The organism is Paenibacillus sp. GCM10028914, assembly GCF_042666275.1.
Taxonomy (GTDB): domain Bacteria; phylum Bacillota; class Bacilli; order Paenibacillales; family Paenibacillaceae; genus Paenibacillus_AQ.
Window position 1 is genome coordinate 17340 of sequence record NZ_JBHTFO010000008.1, and the last position, 18827, is coordinate 36166.

The 18827-nt window shown below is 43.4% G+C and carries 12 protein-coding genes; all 12 read right to left on the reverse strand.

Features of this window, described 5'->3' with window-relative positions; genetic code table 11:
• Positions 1 to 510: 510 nt before the first annotated feature.
• The 12 genes from ACFQV5_RS06610 to ACFQV5_RS06665 all read right to left on the reverse strand — a co-directional run bounded on the left by ACFQV5_RS06610 (position 511) and on the right by ACFQV5_RS06665 (position 18823).
• On the reverse strand, positions 511 to 939 hold the full coding sequence (locus ACFQV5_RS06610) for a hypothetical protein (protein ID WP_379244882.1): 429 nt from the start codon (positions 937 to 939) through the stop codon (positions 511 to 513).
• 362 nt (positions 940 to 1301) lie between these two features.
• A complete protein-coding gene (locus ACFQV5_RS06615) occupies positions 1302 to 2024 on the reverse strand; it encodes a response regulator (RefSeq protein ID WP_379244884.1) in 723 nt (240 codons plus the stop codon).
• A 4-nt stretch (positions 2025 to 2028) separates the two neighbouring features.
• Complete coding sequence (locus tag ACFQV5_RS06620) at positions 2029 to 3183, reverse strand: sensor histidine kinase (RefSeq protein ID WP_379244886.1); 1155 nt, start codon at positions 3181 to 3183, stop codon at positions 2029 to 2031.
• 45 nt (positions 3184 to 3228) lie between these two features.
• Positions 3229 to 5928: a stalk domain-containing protein gene (locus ACFQV5_RS06625; protein ID WP_379244889.1), complete on the reverse strand. Its 2700-nt coding sequence runs from the start codon at positions 5926 to 5928 to the stop codon at positions 3229 to 3231.
• A gap of 320 nt (positions 5929 to 6248) precedes the next feature.
• Entirely contained in the window at positions 6249 to 7451 is a 1203-nt protein-coding gene (metK, locus tag ACFQV5_RS06630; protein ID WP_379244891.1) for a methionine adenosyltransferase, read from the reverse strand.
• 331 nt (positions 7452 to 7782) lie between these two features.
• Positions 7783 to 8070, reverse strand: a complete 288-nt coding sequence (locus ACFQV5_RS06635) for an alpha/beta-type small acid-soluble spore protein (RefSeq protein WP_379244893.1) — start codon at positions 8068 to 8070, stop codon at positions 7783 to 7785.
• 110 nt (positions 8071 to 8180) lie between these two features.
• The gene (locus ACFQV5_RS06640) at positions 8181 to 8687 is read right to left on the reverse strand and encodes a hypothetical protein (protein WP_379244895.1); all 507 of its coding nucleotides are present in this window, start codon (positions 8685 to 8687) and stop codon (positions 8181 to 8183) included.
• 110 nt (positions 8688 to 8797) lie between these two features.
• On the reverse strand, positions 8798 to 11827 hold the full coding sequence (locus tag ACFQV5_RS06645; protein ID WP_379244897.1) for an S-layer homology domain-containing protein: 3030 nt from the start codon (positions 11825 to 11827) through the stop codon (positions 8798 to 8800).
• 393 nt (positions 11828 to 12220) lie between these two features.
• Positions 12221 to 12565, reverse strand: a complete 345-nt coding sequence (locus ACFQV5_RS06650; protein WP_379244899.1) for a hypothetical protein — start codon at positions 12563 to 12565, stop codon at positions 12221 to 12223.
• Between the two features lie 150 nt (positions 12566 to 12715).
• On the reverse strand, positions 12716 to 16654 hold the full coding sequence (locus ACFQV5_RS06655) for an S-layer homology domain-containing protein (RefSeq protein WP_379244901.1): 3939 nt from the start codon (positions 16652 to 16654) through the stop codon (positions 12716 to 12718).
• A gap of 171 nt (positions 16655 to 16825) precedes the next feature.
• Positions 16826 to 17950 carry an MraY family glycosyltransferase gene (locus ACFQV5_RS06660; RefSeq protein WP_379244903.1) on the reverse strand — a complete coding sequence of 375 codons (1125 nt, stop codon included), beginning with the start codon at positions 17948 to 17950 and terminating at the stop codon, positions 16826 to 16828.
• 114 nt (positions 17951 to 18064) lie between these two features.
• Positions 18065 to 18823: a WecB/TagA/CpsF family glycosyltransferase gene (locus ACFQV5_RS06665; RefSeq protein ID WP_379244905.1), complete on the reverse strand. Its 759-nt coding sequence runs from the start codon at positions 18821 to 18823 to the stop codon at positions 18065 to 18067.
• Between the last annotated feature and the right edge of the window lie 4 nt (positions 18824 to 18827).

An 18827-nucleotide genomic window follows, 5' to 3' on the forward strand; every position in this document is an offset into this window, starting at 1 on the left:
AAATCGGTCCGCTAAAAGCCCTAATGACATATCTAAAGAAGTATCTAACGTCATCCACCACCGCAAATCCACCCGAATATCCAGCGAAACTTCAATCCACCATCGATCTCTTAACTTCACGGCATAAACAGCAACTTGCACGAGCTCCTCCCCCTCTTAAACGCATAACAGCACACAGCCCTCTATAAATCTTGCTAATCACAAAATACCTATCTGTTATCTGTAAATCTGTTATCCGCCATCTCTCTCATCTCTCTTATGTATCTCTCACCTACTATGCCAAAAGAGGCTTTAGCACAGGCTCCCCAACATGTCCTTCTCCACTAAACCCATCGTGCGTTCTGCTCCCTGTACGCACGATGCGTGGTTCGGGACATGCTTGAATGGATGTCCGCCATAATACACAAAAAAGCACCCTCCTCTCCCTATAAAGGTTGGAGTGTGCTTCACACCATCATCGCTCTTGCCCGCTTCACGTTATCAATATAACCAGAACCAATACCACACAGCCTATCCCTGAACATAGGGGATTCGGGCAGCCTCACCAGATATTCGCAGATCAATCTCAATCAATTGTTCATCACTTTCCGAAGTTATTTTGTTCATAACTAGGGTGGTATCTTCACTTGGATTCCAATGACCAACAACCAGCTCAATTCCAGACAGGTTCATCAATCTGTGTACAATGTTCACCGTATCATCATCCGACCGATCATCAAGGACAGTGACGCGCACCCGCGTCCCGCTTAGCAGGGCATACAATGAAAGGGCTCTCAAGTACCATTCCACCTGCCACTCATGGTTGGAAGTAATCAGCACATAATGTAATCCAGGACGCCGTTTAGATGAATCGCCGCGATGCCGGCGGGCATAAAGCATGTGCACCAATGCAACTGCGATCCCGTATATAACCAGTATCCATAGCAAATGGGCAACCATGAGACTCACCTCCTTCTCTTAAAGACAGTATATGCCGATAAGGAAAGCACGGTGACAAGGATGAAATACAAGGCCCACACCCATACTTCAGGTCACGGCATTTATTAAACGGTTATGCTATAACATCCCCCTCAGACAAGCCTCATTAATTCCAATAACTTATCTTTTGTACTCATGGTCACTGTCCTCTGTTCGCAATGTACGTGGTCCGGGGCAGCATCTCTATTTCCCTTCCCTCCTGAAACGGAGCAGTCCTCCACTTGTATAGCTCCTACCTCCCCCTAAATACACAAAAGGAACCGCCAATTCCTGGCGATCCCCTCTCCCATGTGTGCGGCAATATCCGTGCTACGGATTACAGCCTACAGTGTCACCCAGCCATACTTGATGGAGTTGATAACCGCTTGTGTACGGTCGTCGACCTCCATTTTTTGCAAAATGCTGCTGACGTGGTTTTTTACGGTTTTTTCACTAATGAACAGGTATTCCCCGATCATCTTATTGCTCTTACCCTCAGCCATCAGACGAAGAACTTCAGCTTCGCGGCGCGTTAATGGATTGTTCTCTCCAGCCACAAACTTAACACCAGCTTCACGTGTGCCACCTTCGGCCATAGCCCCGGCTTCATTCACGTAAGTCATGCGGCGCAGCTGCTGGATCAATTTACCCGTCACCTTCGGATGAATGAATGCATAGCCCTCATGAACGGAGCGGATCGCATTAATCAGCGACTCAGCCTCCATATCCTTCAATAGATATCCGTTCGCTCCTTTACGGAGTGTTTCGAACACATAACTTTCATCGTCATGAATCGAAAGAATAATAACTTTAATCTCTGGGAATAACTCGCGCAGTTTCTCCGTAGCTTGCACGCCATTCTCAGTAGGCATGTTGATGTCCATTAGAACGATGTCCGGTTTTACCTCATTGCAGAATTCCAGCACTTGAATGCCGTCTCCACATTCACCGATGACGTCAATGTCATCCTCCATGTTCAAAATACGCTTTAATCCTTCACGGAAAAGCTGGTGGTCATCTGCCAATAGCACTTTAATGACCGGGATTTCGTTCTCCAAATGTTCCATCCTGTTACTCCTTTCTCTTCTCTACGTTCGTCGGGATATGGATAATGATCTTGGTACCTTGATTCTCGGCTGATTCAATCTCCATTCTCCCTTCGAGCAGTTCGACCCTCTCCCGCATGCCGATTAACCCAAAGTGGTCCTTGCTCTTCTGTTCCAGTAATTCAACCTTGAATCCTAGTCCGTTGTCTTGTACAACAATTTTAACCATTTGTGCTTGATACGTAAGTTCTACGAGCACATATGTAGGGTAAGCATGTTTGGCCGCATTCGTAAGTGCTTCCTGCACCAACCGGTAGATGGCCGCCTCCATCGCAGAAGAGAGACGATGCTCCTTGCCACGCGTTTCAAACAACATGCGGATTTTGGATTTCTCTTCAAAATCATGCACGTATTTACGGAGTGTGGGAATAAGACCCAGATCATCGAGTGCCATTGGACGCAGATTAAAAATAACTTTGCGCATTTCTTCCAAGCTAGACCGAACCTGCCCCTTCAAATCTACTATTTCGTCTTGGACCATCTTAAATTCCTGCTTAACTAGCATTCTTTCTACAATTTCCGTCCTAAGAACCAGATTTGCGAGCAATTGTGCCGGTCCATCATGAATTTCACGCGCAATACGCTTGCGTTCTTCCTCTTGCGCCAAAATAATCTTCAAACCTATCACTTGTCGATTCTTGGCCGATTCGATAATTCGGGACACTTGCCCCAGTTCTCCTGACAGGTATTCCAAAACCACACCCATCTGCGAACCGATAGATTCTGCTCGTTCTACCGAGTTCTCCACACTACGAACCCTTTTCTGAAGTTCATCGCGTCTTGCCTTCAAGTACATTTCCTTCTCGCGATAAATCATGAGATCAAGCTGAAGCTGCGTTGCCTTTTCGTACGCCTGCTTGATGTCTTCTTCCTTATACCGGACAAAGTCCCGGCTGACTTCCGTCAGCCGGATCCGGGAACGGCGGTAGTTCAGCTCCAACTGGTCTACCTTTTCCAAGGTTTCCGTCGTTTCTTTCAGTACCTGCTTCAGTTCCTGATTGAGAGACACGAGTTCATCACGCGAAGTCTCTAATATTTCAAACATCTGGTATTTGCTGTCTTCCATCACTTGGATGGCGTTCTTTATGACACGGTCGATGGCATCAGCTTGATAATCCACGCACTCTACTCCATTTCTAACGTTTCATACACACATCATACCATATCACGATTCGATGGTAACGGTCTTCGTGTTCTTGTCCCATTTTACTTTAAGGCCCAATTGCTCTGAAACGAGACGAAGAGGGACCAAAGTCCTACCACCACTGATCATCGGTGCAACGGTTGTTGTCATCCGCTTCCCGTTTAAGACAAGTTCCTTCTTGCCAACAGTTAAATCGAGAAGCTTACTGCCACGGAGCACCGTTACACGCTGAGCTGTCTTGTTCCACTGCGCTTGACCGCCAAATGCGTCCAGCACATGTTTAATCGGAACGTAAGTTGTACCATTCTTCAAAATTGGAGCAGAGTCGATTACTACTTTTTTCCCATTCAACATAAGGGACTTCTGGCCGATCGTCATAACAGCCTTACCTGTTGGTAAACCAGCATCACTCGAAAGAGCAGGCATCGTAAACCGGATATCGTCAAAAGATACCGAGCCCGTCAGCGCTCGTTCATCCTGTCCTTCCTCTACGTTTACCACATACACTCTTTTCAGTTGTGCTGGGAAAGCAATGTTATAACCACTCAAATCGATATTAAGGGTCTTCCAGCCTGTCCAATCGATTACTTTTGCGAGATCAATATAGACGGTTTTGCCGTTTTTGTCTTTTAACTCCGCGCGGAGCCAGTTTAGACTATTATCCCCTTCTACGTCAAGGGTCATGGCGGTAGCTACTGCTGGGATCGCTTTACCCGTAGTTCCGTTAAACTGCGCGTAAGCGTACATTTTCTGCCCGATTCCGCCGTTCATATCATAATCGAGTTTCAAAACTTTGGAATTCGAATGCGTACCGCTTCCCTTCACAACCGCTGCATTTCCCGTCACCCCGGATACATTCGTTGTAAAGCTAAGTGGATAGTTCACATTCTCAAAATTCTCCCATGTACTTTCCCCTGCTGCAGAGAGGACAACCACGGTGCTGAAGCCGTCATATCGGGCCACGGCGTAACCAACTTTAGCATTCGCATTCACAGAAGTAACGGTCAGACGTCCGTCTGTCACTTTACCCTTGAACCCGTAAAACTCCCACTTCAGTGCACTGTCTGGCACCTCTATGCTCTGTCCATTGTTAAGTGTAGCCATTACCGGCACAGATACGGTTGTGCCTGCGGCTAACGGAGCCGCTGCTGTACTTGCCTGCAAGGACGTTACATCTTCTGCGCCCAGGACCTTCACCTGCATCGTTGCTTTGGCGCTGCCACTAACCGCTGTCACCGTTGATGTACCTGGTTTTACGGCAGTTACATTCTGACCGCTTACCTTAATATTTCCGTTACTAGACTTCCATGTTGGCGTTACTGTCTGCATATCTACCGGGTTGTAATACGTATCATAGCCCTTCAACTGATAAGAGCCCGTCTGCCCGATTAATAGAGTCGTGTTGCCACTGACCTTAAAACCTTTGAGCGACCCTTTTGGCGCTGTGGAGAATACACCAAGTGAGTTAACGATACTGCGCTGCGCTGTTCCGTACTCCGTGTTAAATGTAAGCCTAGTGTCCATTTCTGCCAGAGGTCGGTTCACCATCGTTGTGGATCCACCGCCATCCAGATTAAGTCCCTTCCATACGCCAACACCGGTCATAAACTTCTGCAGCTGACTTAGTGACATTCCAGCACTGCCGCTGTGCTTCTCTGTAGCGATCAGATAGGCGTAACGACCATCCTTCGAATAACCTACCGCTGTGCGAGCACGGTAACCCCCGATACTGCTCACATCACGCGAGAATGAAGCTGCTTTACCGCCATCTACCAAGATGGTATGCCCACCAATCATGACCTGAAGAGATTCCGGATTCACTTGTTTACCCGTCTTCTTCGAGACTAGTGAATAATCAGCCGTAAGCTTTTGCCCAACTTCAAGATTGTTCTTAACAAATGTCGCTGCCGTCCCATGGGTTCGCAAAATAAAGCTGCCTTTAGGAATCGCCGTCTGGATACTCGCTTTATCCGAGATTTCCGTGATGACGCCATCCGTTACCATGACCTCCGTCGGTGTGGTTGAACTATTCGTTGGACGCTCGACAGCCTTCCACGCACTTGTATAAATATACGCTGCATTCAGGTGACTGAAGTTCGATGAACTACTTTCGGGATTATACGATGATTTGTTCATGCCTGCCAGTTGAAATTGCTCACCATTCTCAGCCGTTACACTACCTGTAAACGTAAACTCATCCACCATCGGTGTACCGTCTTGCGTAACTGCAAAGGCATACATACCCTTCAGATCGGATGGCGTAGACATGAGCAGACCACTGGATACTTGTCCACCCATCGGAGCTCCCTGCGCCCCTGTATTAAAAAAGTCACCGTTAATCGCAGCAACTGCGCCATTTTCTTTCGCCATACCACCCGTGCTTTGTCTTGTTGTAAAATATCCTTCTTTACCTGTCATGACATCCAGCTTCACGTTCTTGTTCTTGAGATCCACGCGAATGACATTCGCAAGTGATTTCTGGGAACCATCTGTGAATTGGTATTTCATCAGAATTGCACCGGATGTAATGATTTCTTCACCCAATTTAGTGACAGAAGATGAAGCTGCCTCTACTATAGAAGTTGAAAATGGACCGCTAACTGCCGGAATGCCATTTCCAAGCACTGGACCAATCCATATCACACCTGCAAGCGTAATAACCAACCATTTTTTCCCCGGATGACTTGTTCTTGACGCTATCAACTCTTCCTTACGTATCATATTAAATGTAACTCTCCCATCTATTCGCTCTACCAGAACGTTTAGTCTCTATTTAATAGACTGAGTTTTAGAGGAAAAGTTACGTTATATCACCAATATATTCTAATAATCTATTGTTTTCGCTTAATTATTCTAATCATCTACGAGTTTTGTATCATATGTTGGAATGATAGGATGACAATTCTAGCAATCATACTTATGTCAACGCAAAAAAAGAAGCCGATATCCGTTACCAGATACCAGCTTCTCATGGTATGAATAATATGGTGATGTCCTAGTCATTACGCTAAGACCATCATCTAACAAGTAGTTGTTAAAACTTAGATGCCAGCTTGAGCTTTCAAAATATCAGCTTTATCCACTTGCTCCCAAGGCAATTCCACATCTGTACGACCAAAGTGGCCGTAAGCTGCAGTCTGCTTGTAAATCGGACGACGCAGATCCAGCATGCGGATAATACCAGCCGGACGCAGGTCGAAGTTGTTACGAACAAGCTCAACCAGCTTCTCTTCGCTTACTTTACCTGTGCCATACGTGTCAACACTGATGGAGACAGGGTTAGCTACACCGATTGCGTAAGCAAGCTGAATCTCACATTTATCAGCGAGGCCTGCTGCAACTAGGTTCTTAGCTACGTAGCGAGCAGCGTATGCTGCAGAACGGTCAACTTTTGTCGGATCCTTACCGGAGAATGCACCGCCGCCATGACGAGCATAACCGCCATAGGTATCAACGATGATCTTACGTCCAGTCAGACCCGCATCCCCTTGAGGTCCGCCGATTACGAAACGGCCTGTTGGGTTAATGAAATATTTCGTTTCTTCATCAAGAAGTTCCGCAGGAACAACCGGAAGAATAACTTGTTCTTTAATATCTTTCTGGATTTGCTCCAGTGTCGCTTCTTCTGCATGTTGTGTCGATACAACGATCGTATCTACACGTACTGGCTTATTGCCATCATATTCAACCGTAACCTGAGTTTTGCCATCCGGACGAAGATAGTCCAGCGTACCGTCTTTACGCACTTCCGACAAGCGGCGAGCAATGCGGTGGGACAATGCGATTGGAAGAGGCATCAATTCAGGAGTCTCATTCGTTGCAAAACCGAACATCAAGCCTTGGTCGCCTGCGCCAATGTTCTCGGTTTCCTGATCCATTTGGGATGGGTCACGATTCTCCAGTGCAGCGTTTACCCCTTGTGCAATATCAGCTGACTGTTCGTTAAGCGAAGTCAATACAGCACAAGTATTGTAGTCAAAACCGTATTTAGCACGGGTATACCCGATTTCTTTCACGGTATTTCTTACGATGGATGGAATGTCCACATATTCGGATTTCGTGCTAATTTCACCAATAACCAATACCAGACCTGTAGCTACAGATACTTCGCATGCAACGCGTGCGTTGGGATCGTTGGCCAAGAAAGCGTCGAGTACCGCGTCGGAAATCTGATCGCAGATTTTATCCGGATGTCCTTCAGTTACGGACTCAGAAGTAAATAAACGTCGCCCTGTTACAGACATGAGATCAACCTCCCATATGGATAGTATGTTATAACATGTGAAACGTATTCCTTCGTCTTCTCAAGTACGATGGCGTTTCAATATCAATATAAGTAAATATAAAGCAAATTTTATACTTCTTATATTTAAGTAGAGGTCCTACACAAAAAATGAACCTTTTCCGATTGGAAAAGGTTTGAATGTACAAATCCTCAACATGCATATTAACGTATTTAAAACCCGGTGTCAATCCAGCTGCCAAGCAGTTTTTCAAGGTTTTTCACCGATTTTCTTCACGATTTCAAACAGAGAAAAATTCATGTAATAAATACCGGGTTATCGTGAAAAAATACTACAGCTGACCAAACATACCTTGCTCAGCTTGTCGAACCAAACGCTTCGTAATTTCTCCGCCCACAGAGCCATTCTCTCGTGAGGTCAAATGCCCCCAGCCTGGGCGACGGGATGATGAATTTGCACTCATGACTCCGAGCTCAGAACCAAATTCGGTATCTGCTCCATACGAGCTGCTACCGTGTCCCACGTTCAATCCAAACTCTGCTGCGATCTCATACTTCATCTGATTCAACATATGACGGCTTTCTGGTACGACCTGACGATTACTACGTTTATTAGCCATGCTGATGCACCTCCTGCAATGTTGGTTTACAGGAGTATTATCTGTGTTTATTTCCTTGCATACACGTATAAAACGTTGTCACATCTGGCAATAATTATTAGTAGGAATTATTACTGATTCTGAAGTGTATAGCCGCCGCGAACCATAACAACAAGGTTGCTATTCACTCCATCCTTAACCTTGATCCCCCGGCCTTCCCGTGGGAATGACAACAGATGGTTAGATGGCGCAACTTGTCCATTAAGCAGATCCACACCAGCTGTCAGATCCGCAACACCATTAGAGTCTTGCGTATAGATGACAGCCTTACCTGAGCGCACGATAAACTCTGCGCCAGCGTTAGCGATTAGGATCTTACCGGGTTTAAGAGTTACGACTTTGATCTCGTCTCCACTTTGGGATGGCGTGCTTGGGTTGCTTGGTTCAGACGAGCTACCGTTACCCAGTGCCTTCTGGATTTGTTGATCTACGTAGCTTTTGGTTACGACAGGGTCGTTGGTTGTGCCGGGAGTAGCTAAGTTACTTGCTCCATCAGCTGTTGTGTTTAGGAGAGAGCCTGCAATTGCTCCTACAACAAGCATACTTATTATAGTTATTACTCTTAGTTTCCTTTCCATCAATTCTCCTCCTTTCATTAAATATTAATTTAACTGTGTTGCCCATACAAGTAAAGAGGAGCCCATTCTTATGAATGGACTCCTCCCATATTATCACAATTGCGCAGGTATTAGTTAATTGCAACTGCGTTAGCAGCATTACCTGCTGTATCTGTCACAAATTTAGCAGAAGCGAAGTTGCTGCTGGAGTAGATTTCAACAGTCTTACCTGCAACAGTAGCAGCTTTGAACGTGATTTCTACTTTCTTGTTATCCCCGCTGTTGCGTTCTACTTTTGTAACATCAACTGGTTCACCATCTACATGTACGACGAACGCAGTTGGGTTGTTAAATACAACCAACGCTTCATCAAATGTTAGTGTTGCAACAGTTGTGTTGTCCTCACCATTTTTAAATGCTACGCTTTTTTCCACATAAGTTGGGCTAATTGCATCGGTAATGTCTTTGCTTCCTCTAGCTTTCAAACCATTATTGTTAACGGTTTGAACTGTATGATTTCCACCTTTAACGCTGAGGGTTACATTATCACCAACTTCTGGAGCAAGTTTATTGTCACCAGCAAGATCAAAAGTGACTACACCGTTATTGTTGCTTACAACAACAACACCATAAGTGGATTCTCCAGCTGTTACAATAAAGTCAGATGCTTGAACGTAAGAAAGCGGTCCTTCGAATTCAGCAACGATTGTGTTGTTGTCAGTAGCTTTAACTGTCTTCAGATCAACATATTGTTGTCCTTTTTCGTTAACAGCTGTAGTTACAACATTGTTTGAAATGTAGTTGCCATTAGCATCAGCAACGTTTACTACACGCAGGCTGATTGCTTGTTTAACCCCATCATCATTAGTTGTTATATATCCACCTTCTTTAGCAGGCAAGGAAATACGTACTGTTTCAGCATTAATTGCAGATACAGATGAATTCACTGGTAATGGGAGGTAAGTTGCAGCGTTTGCAGTCGAAGCATAGTTGTATTTATTAGCTTCAAGCACGTTACCTACGCCATCAAATGCCATTGGCTTACTGTAATGAACAATAATGTCCAATCCAGTAAATGTCGAAGAGTTACCAGGTGTAGTCACTTCGTAGTAAGAAGTGGACAGCACTTTTGGCTTTTCAATGTCGGCAAGGTCAATAGTTGTAGAGTATGGCAACATAGTGTTACCAATCGCTGCTACGTCACGGATGTTGCTGATTTCCAGAGTGTAAACGCCGGAAGCCAACTGACCGATGGAAGTGATCTTAACTTTTTTGTTTTGGGAACCTGTTACAAACTCAGGAGCTTTAACTGGGTTACCTTTAGTTGTGAAGCCTTTACCAGTTACAACTTTACCATCTTTATCCTTAAGAACGTAGTTTGCTGGATTAGTAATATCACCTAAAAGTACAGCTTCACTAAATTCTACGGTAAACTCATGGTTACCTTTATCTACATCAGCTTCTACACCAACAACCGTTGGACGCTCAGTATCAAGTACAGGTGTTACTTTAACTTCGCGGTTAGCAGAGTTATTGCTGTAGTCTGTTACCCCTTCAAGGTAGATTGTTGTTTCTGCCAAGCTAAGCTTGTTAGGATCGGAGAAAGTCGCAATCACTTTGTTGTCAGAGATTGTGTAAGTAGCAGTTTTGCTTGAAGAAGTTTGGTAAACTTTGCTTACTGATTTGATTGTTTCATTGAACTCAATTTCAACTCTTGTCAAATCATTAGTAGTTGCGCCTACAACTTCTGGAGCCGTTTTATCTTCAGCAACAGTGAAGTTGGAGCTAGCAGAAAGGATCGTGAAATCTGCATAGTCCTTCACGTTTCTAACAGTCAGTTCATGAGAACCAACAGCCAAGTCTGTGCTGATGATTGCAATGTTAGGGTATTGGTAAGTAACGTATCCACTAACTGCCTTACCATCTACCATGAAGTTGGAAGTCGATACAACAGAAGACTGTTGTACTGGCTCTGAGAATACAACTTTAAATGCTTTTGTTCCCAATCCAACAACTTCCTTCACTTCTGGAAGAGTTGTATCAACCGGGGAGAACTTAACTGCATCGCTAAAAGTTTTAGTTCTGTCAGCATTTCTAACACCTTTAAGGTTAATTGTGTATTCTTTCTGACGATCCAATTTTCCACTATCTTGAGCGATAGTCAAAGTAACTGTTTTAGCATCTTCACTCAAAGCTGCTGCAGAGAAAGAAAGTCCAGAGATGGAGTAGTTCGAAGGATTTGTTGCAGTAGCTTTATCAACATCACCATCGAATGCTACAACTACTTGTTTGTAGTTGCTAGCAGATACACCTTGAACTTTAGTAGCTGCAGTCACAACCCAAGTTACTTTTTCGCTGTAATCGTAGTTAGCATGTTTAAATGTCACTACAGTTTCTACGTTAGCTTTCAAAGGAGTTTCAGGGGTCACCGGCACAACATCGCCATTAGCGAGTTTGAATTCAACTACTTTACCGTCTTCTTTAACTTCGTAAGAAACTACTGCTGGTTGTTGTTCACTCAACCAAATTGCATATGCAGTTTCAGTCATTTGAGATCTAGTTGCATTTGCTTTTGGAGCAGCACCTTTTTCGATGATGCCAGCATTAATTGCCGCTTGAACATAACCTTTAGCCCATGCAGAAGCATCGTTATCTGTTTCTGTTGGCACTTCAAGTTTAGTTGCGCGTACTAGTACAGCAGCCATTTCTTGAACAGTAATTTTACCGTTGTAGTCGAAGATTTTCTTCGTTGTGTTCTTACCTTCCATCAGACCAGCAGCGTAAACTGCTTCGATGTATTTAACAGACCAGTTCTTAGCTGTGTAACCTTTGTCTTTGAAAGAAAGTTGACCTTCGATTGGCTTAAGACCCATCAGCTTGGATACAACTGTCGCGAATTCTGCGCGAGTCAAGTCTTTCTCAAGACCCATAGATCCATCTTGATATCCAGTTAGAATCTTAGCATCTTTCAATACGTTGAACTTCTCTGCTGTTGTAAGTTTTGCATCGTCACCGAATGCAACAGAAGCAAACATGGAGAATGCCATTGCTGTAGACAGTGCTACGGATAAAATTTTCTTCATAACCTTTTTTTCTCCTCCTTGAATCAAAACCTGATTATTTTCTTTAATTGGATTAGAATGATAGCTCTTGTTACTCATTAGTCGTGCACCTCCTTTCCCGAGTGTGAGCAGAAATCATATAAATGATGTCTGTGACGGGTATCACAGAAACCTGTAAACAAAAAGAACATTACAAACTAGAGTAGTTTCCTATAATCCTACCTAGGTATTATACAATGAGTCCCATATACCGTAAAGAAGAATTTTCTAATTTATAGACAAGTTTCTTTAATAGGTACATACTGGGTGATTCATTGTGTTCTACATCTTAAACGTTCCACAAAGGAAAAAGTTGCGGATGTTACCAATATTTTTTTTATTTTTTTCACAAAAACTTGTTGTACTTGTCATTATAGCATCTAACAATGGATTTATAATATGTTTCGCGACATAGAAACAAAATAAGACGCCTTTCGGCGTCTTTGTAAAATTCTAGCGAATTTTCATAGCGAGCTGAATCACACGAGCACGCATTTCTGGATCTTCATTCAATTTATCATACATCATTTCAATCTCAACTTTATTATCACGGTAAGTCTTCTCATGTTTAATTGTAACGTGGGACCATTTGATCAATTCATTCTCAGCCAGCGTCAAATCGTTAAACGCATCATGAAAGCCTGTTTCGAGGACTAGCCCTTCCATGATCTCTTGTGTAATCTCGCCATGAACACCACGGGCAAGCTCAATTTTCTTCTCCATTACCTTGGCTCTATCTTCGAATTGAGACTTCGCTTTCGTATAATCCAACTGTGCTTTCGATAATAACGGCTTCATAAGTTCTTCTTCACCCTCTAAAAAATAGTATGTGCTTTGGTTATTGTAGCGCATTCTTCATCAAATTACAAAAATTAGATATAGATGAAATAATTCTGTCATAAAGAGAACTACCCTATCCGTCAGAATAGGGTAGTTGTTTAATTTTATTTAGCTTAAGTTCTGAGGGAATAAGTTCGTACTTTTTTTGAGAAGTTCAACCGCTATTTTTCCTGCCTCCGCACGAGTCATATTGCCTTTAGGATTAAAATGATATACCGGTTTCTTCTGACCCGCAATAGTTACAGGGCTACCCTCCATTATTTTTGCTTTAGATACGGCTACAATCGCTGGACGAGAATAATAATTCACTTTTGACGAGTCTGCAAAAGACTTGGCTAATGTGGCCTGAAGCTTGTCATCATTCTTCGCTAGCTTGAGACTCATTGCTCGAGCAATCATTACTGCAGCTTGCTCCCTAGTAATTCTCTGTTCTGCTCCGAAGAAACCTTCACTAAGTCCTTGAACAATACCTGCTCTTGCAGCAGTTTCAATGTGCTCGTAATCCCATGTAGTTGAACGGGCTCCCGGAACAATATCAAAGAAGGTCTGTTTATCATCATAGTTCAATGGAATATTAAGTCCCTTAACGAGAAGTGAAGCAAATTCACCGCGTGTAGTCTGATCATCCGTTCCAAACTCATTGAATCGCAGGTTTTTCATTATTCCTTTCGAGTACAGAGCATTGAGAATGTTCCGTGCCCATGGATGATTCGTAATATCACTGTACCCCTGACGAAGCTTCATTACCTTATAGTAACCGAATTGATCGAATGACACTGTCACCTTATGATTCTTAGAATCCACTTCTCCCCCAACATTCTCCCAATATCCCTTGTCAGTATAACGGAATACGGATATGTTGGAACCTATTCCATCAACAATATTAGCGTCAAAGGAAAGAGTCAGTTCGCCCCGATTGGATGGTGAAATCTTGCGGTCTGCTGTAAATTCAGTGAAGTTTCCCTCTATAGAATACGGTGCAATACCGTTAGTTGCAGGTTTATAACCTGTCTGACCACGATCATTCTGCTCACCAATGCCTCCGCTTATCCAATAGATATCTGACACTCGGGAAAAGTTACTCGTATCTACTGTTGAGTTGAAACGGGTTACAAGATAGTCGGGTATCGTAATCGTGTTCAATCCACCTGGTGTCCTGTCATCTGTCGTTACGTTTATGATGTTTCCATAATCATTCCGGCGCTCAACAACTCCATCACTTGGATCAGCAATGCCAAATAGAAGCTTTGTATCAGGATAAAATTTTGTAAGACCCGATCCATTTCGACTTGCTGATTGTAATATCGTTCCTTTTGGGAATGATAGCTCTACTTTTTTGCCAAACACAGAGTATTTATTAGATGGCTTTGTAGTCATGTACTGAGAATCTATCGTCACAGAACTGGAATAGTAAACATATATAGAATCTTTAATTTTGCTACCTTCTCTGACAACCTCTATGTCGATTTTATTAGATTTATTTTCTTTCAATCCCACGTAATCAAGTACAAAGCGATTTTGAAGGTCTTGACGTTTAACTGCTTGCTCTTTACCGATAATTACTTGAGTTGCTCCCTCCGCCTCAATATCGAAACGCACGAAATTCTTATTAACTACAATCTGGTCTCCAACTGTCGGCTGAGGAGACAAAATGCGATAAGGAGTGACTTCGCGATTGAGCTCTAAACGTTGTGTAGTGCGAGCTCCCGTTCCATTGACCAACTCCAAGTTGTAGACATGACTGCCTGTTACTTCAAAAGGAATATCATTGATACGGAGGATAAAGTCCTTTTCATCACCTGCAAAGCTGTAGTAGTAGTCCTTACCTTCAAATGTGAACACATGAGATTGTATATGTTCAAAAGAATCCCTTTCCTTAATATCTTTCGTGAAAAACAGTTGCGACCCAAAACGTAGATTTAACTTGGATGCCCCGCTTCCACGCAATACTAAATCATACTTTTGCTGACTCGTCTCATATTTATCATTATTGAGGATAAAGTCTGGCGTTATCGAGAAAATCCGATTCATCTTATCAATTGAATAACTCCCTGGATTACCATTATCAAATGGCTCTCTGTTGGTAACTGCAAGTGTTGGCATGAATTTCGAAATTTTAGAGATGTTCTCATCGATAATATAAATTTTAAGTTCTTTACGAATTTCCCTGGTGTTTCCTACTCCATCTGTAGCTGTTCCAGTGAAGACGATTCGATTCTCACCATAAACGAGCGGACCTGCAGCATCAATGATGATATTCAAGTTAAATGTAGCTTTTTTGGGGTTAGTGGTTATATCTAACCATTTGCCAGGGTTGCTCGGATTTGGATCTGCATTAATCCCATTCACAAAGACTTGAGCATTAAAATGGGGGTCACTAATGTTCTCAAAACCGATATACTCTCCCGTTACATTCATTGTATGAGAAGTTTTGGAATCAAACGAGTACGTTTGCCCATCATATAAATTAGCTACATAGATATAGTTCTTCGAAACATATGATATATCTGCCGTGAATATGGAAGTTGAACCGGTATATTGGAAACCTACCTTTTGCTGTCCATTCGAGAAACCATTGATCTTATAAACCAATTCATTGCTTCCAAGGCCGGCAGGCTGTGGATCTACCAGTGTTAAGTTCAAAGAATTTGCACTTAACGGCAAATATTTAGCTACTAATACTAACTGAGGGTCGGACGGCTTCTCTGTTCTGACCACAATATAAAAGTCAGATGAATCCACTTGAGAACCATTTAAAGGAATGCGAGTCACTCCAGAAATATCTTGTGTACCATTATATTCTGGCAATAGATCTACACCCTTGATAACTGTTTCATTCGGAAGATACTTATATTGAACATTATACGCTGTACTAAACGTACCATATGTTAATGTAATATTAACGGATTGGCTGCCAGTAGCTGTTACTGCAAAAGCCTGAGACTTGAAAGTTACCAGTCGATAAGCCGGTGTGACACCGTTAGGTCCAGGAACTATCTTCTCATCTTGTACATCCCCTGCGGGAACTGTTACGTTAGGCTGACCACCTAGACTGTATTGTGCATTACCAGCAAAAGAGTTTGAATCGTATGGTACAAGAACCTGTACTTCCAATTCAGCAGTATTAGCTGTATCTGTTAGTGTAGGCGTAGTTCTCAGAGCAGGAAAATCACTACCTCCATGCTTGATATCTATGCTAGTAAATGGTTCATTACTGTCAAAGTAATACACTCCACGTGAAATACTTATAGAATCCGAGGCGTTCTGAATGGTGAGATCAATGGTGTTCAATCCTGGCTGGAAACTTAAAGATGGTGTAAAGAAAGTCCCATCTTCCAGAAGAGATGCGAATAATGCTGGACCACCGTTAACTTTAACCGTCACTTTAGTAGAATTTTTCGCTAAACCTTGTATAGTTACCGTCTGATTAGGAACAACCACTTGAATGCCTTCGTTCAAATTAATTGGAGTCGGACCTGCGCCCATAAGCTGTAGGTTTTCGATAAAAGGCACTCTATCGTACAACACATAGAATGAGTCGGAACGTTCTACTCCACCCTGCATTCCAAAAAATGTTACTTTGTTAAACCCAGAAAAAAGAGTCATATCACTTGCTGTGAATTTGTTAGTAGCATTCGTATCCGCAACAATGGGACCGGTTGTAAAATGATTGCTATCGGTCTCCCACCGAATTCCTCCCCCTGTTACCGGAACAGAATTTAACTGTTCAATTTTCACTTTGAGAGTATCTTTTGATACATGCGAAAAGGTGCCTGTCGCTGTTAAAGTAGGATTATTTGTCTTATAGACATTTTCTCGATTAATCTGGGATGACCCATGCTCTGTACTTAGCAAAGCTGTATTTCTGAGTTCAACAATATCCGGTATAAAATATGTTGCTGCGGAAGGTGTTGTGGAAGTTGCTGCACTAGCTTTACTTGCAAATCCATTTGGCAACAAGGTAATCAACATGGCCGTTAACATAAGCCAAACAATAGGTCGCTTTAAACGCTGCATTCTTTCAATCTCTCCCTTGTGTTTATTCATCACACTTTACTTTCTTCTTATATCGGCTCCTAAGCCGCCATATTTTAGAAAAAATCATAAAAAAGCCTCACCCTAATTTGGGTGAGGCTGCTTGTACATATACAGTATAACGATATGAATTATATTTACGATAACAGGAAACTTTGCGTTATATAATTTCTAAACGACTTGTTACTTCGTCCGAGACTCTGCATTCGCCTTAACCCGGAACCGGTTAATCAGTCCAAGCAGTGGACGTTTGGTCTTGCCGACCAGTCCAATGATCTCTGCACCGATCTGCAGGACGAACATCATAATACAGATCACAACGAATGTGACCCAGTTCGCTTCATACATCGCAGCTGAAGACTGAATGATAGCCAGGACACCGAAGAATGCAGCAATCCCATAAATCATCAGCACGGTCTGGCGGTGACTGAAGCCCAATTCGCGCAGGCAGTGATGCAAATGCCCTTTATCCGGGGCAAAGATCGGCTTCTTCTGAATCTTCCGGCGGATGATCGCGAAGAATGTATCCGACAGTGGCACACCGATAATGATCAGTGGCGTAATAAAGGACACGATCGCAATCTGCTTAAATCCGAGCAGGGACAGCATGGCCAAACTGAATCCGAGGAACAGTGACCCCGCATCTCCCATAAATATCTTGGCTGGATGGAAGTTAAAGAATAGGAATCCGATAATTCCACCGAGCAAGAGCAGACAGAGCATGGCTACGGTCGTATTCCCCATCAAGAGGGCCATGACCAGAATTGTTCCAATGGCAATACCGGACACACCGGCAGCCAAACCATCAAGCCCATCAATCAGGTTAATGGCATTCGTTACCCCAACAATCCAGAAAATCGTAAGCGGGATAGAGATCCAGCTCTCCAGCATGGAGTAACGATCCTGGAAAGGTATATTAACAAAATCAACTGTAATATTAAATCCAAATACAACAACACAAGCTGCAACAATCTGAGCTAGAAATTTCACCTTAGCCGACAGTTGGAAACGGTCGTCCAAAGCACCGATCAGAACGATCATTGATCCACCGATCAGAAATGCCTTCATAAAGTTCGCGTCGCGCGGTGACAGACTTTCAGGAATAAAAGGGAGCACGGCGATCAAACCGAGGACAAATGCCAGATATATTCCTAATCCGCCCAACCGGGGCATGATTCGTGTATGCACTTTACGGGCGTTCGGGACGTCCACAGCGCCAACCTTTACCGCGAATTTCTTCACGAGCGGTGTCAAGAACAGAGCCAGTAACAACGACACGACAAACCCGATGATGTATATCTTTACCATGTAATCATTCAACCCCCAATATTGTCTACCGTGTTGAATTATACTCCCTTCGCAACCGAAAACCAATACCAATTTCCGGCGAAATCGCGGATTTTATCCACAAAAAACATCAAATTAGCTAGTTTTAGTAACTTTTTCTTTCTCGCGCAGTACTTTAATTGCGAATTTCGGGAGCGCAAGCATTCTTTTGAACCGGGTCGGTTCCCGTAATAAACGGTAAAACCATTCCAAACGGAGCTTTTGAAATGCTTTGGGAGCCCGCTTGGACTTACCCGAAATGATATCAAAGCTGCCGCCAACACCCATCATGACAGGTACACCGAGACGTTCTTTATAGCGCGCAATCCAAGGCTCCTGTGTATCCGCCCCACGGGCAACAAACAGCAAGTCAGGAGATGCCGCTCTGATCTCTTCAATAACCTCATCATCTTGTTCCGGTCCAAAAAAGCCGTCACGATAGCCGGCAATAATAGCTGCCGGATACTGCATTTGTAACCGCTCGGCAGCTGCCTGAATCACTTCAGGCGTTGTACCCAGCAAAAAGAACTTCCATCTGTAGTTTTCTCCGACTTTCATCAGTTCATGTAGCATATCAAAACCCGTAACGCGTTCATTCAGCGGATCGCCGCCGACCCCTGCCGCCCATACAATACCTGTACCGTCAGGAACGATAATATCCGCGCTTTGCATCATTTTCTTGTATTCAGGGTTGTCGAGTGCAGCCATGACCATGATTGGATTCGCTGTAATCACTTGATGCGGTCGGCCTGATTTGACCGCTTCGGTCAAGTAGGCCACCGTATCATCCATACTCAGTTTCGAGAACGGAATATCAAAAATAGAAACGGTCGGAATCTTGGTTGACTGGTTCACAATA

Excerpts from the sequence above, each read along its gene's own strand:
- ACFQV5_RS06610 (WP_379244882.1), bottom strand. The coding sequence starts at position 939 with ATGGTTGCCCATTTGCTATGGATACTGGTTATATACGGGATCGCAGTT.
- ACFQV5_RS06635 (WP_379244893.1), bottom strand. The coding sequence starts at position 8,070 with ATGGCTAATAAACGTAGTAATCGTCAGGTCGTACCAGAAAGCCGTCAT.
- ACFQV5_RS06645 (WP_379244897.1), bottom strand. The coding sequence starts at position 11,827 with ATGAGTAACAAGAGCTATCATTCTAATCCAATTAAAGAAAATAATCAG.
- ACFQV5_RS06655 (WP_379244901.1), bottom strand. The coding sequence starts at position 16,654 with ATGAATAAACACAAGGGAGAGATTGAAAGAATGCAGCGTTTAAAGCGA.
- ACFQV5_RS06640 (WP_379244895.1), bottom strand. The coding sequence starts at position 8,687 with ATGGAAAGGAAACTAAGAGTAATAACTATAATAAGTATGCTTGTTGTA.
- ACFQV5_RS06625 (WP_379244889.1), bottom strand. The coding sequence starts at position 5,928 with ATGATACGTAAGGAAGAGTTGATAGCGTCAAGAACAAGTCATCCGGGG.
- ACFQV5_RS06615 (WP_379244884.1), bottom strand. The coding sequence starts at position 2,024 with ATGGAACATTTGGAGAACGAAATCCCGGTCATTAAAGTGCTATTGGCA.
- ACFQV5_RS06650 (WP_379244899.1), bottom strand. The coding sequence starts at position 12,565 with ATGAAGCCGTTATTATCGAAAGCACAGTTGGATTATACGAAAGCGAAG.
- ACFQV5_RS06660 (WP_379244903.1), bottom strand. The coding sequence starts at position 17,950 with ATGGTAAAGATATACATCATCGGGTTTGTCGTGTCGTTGTTACTGGCT.
- metK (WP_379244891.1), bottom strand. The coding sequence starts at position 7,451 with ATGTCTGTAACAGGGCGACGTTTATTTACTTCTGAGTCCGTAACTGAA.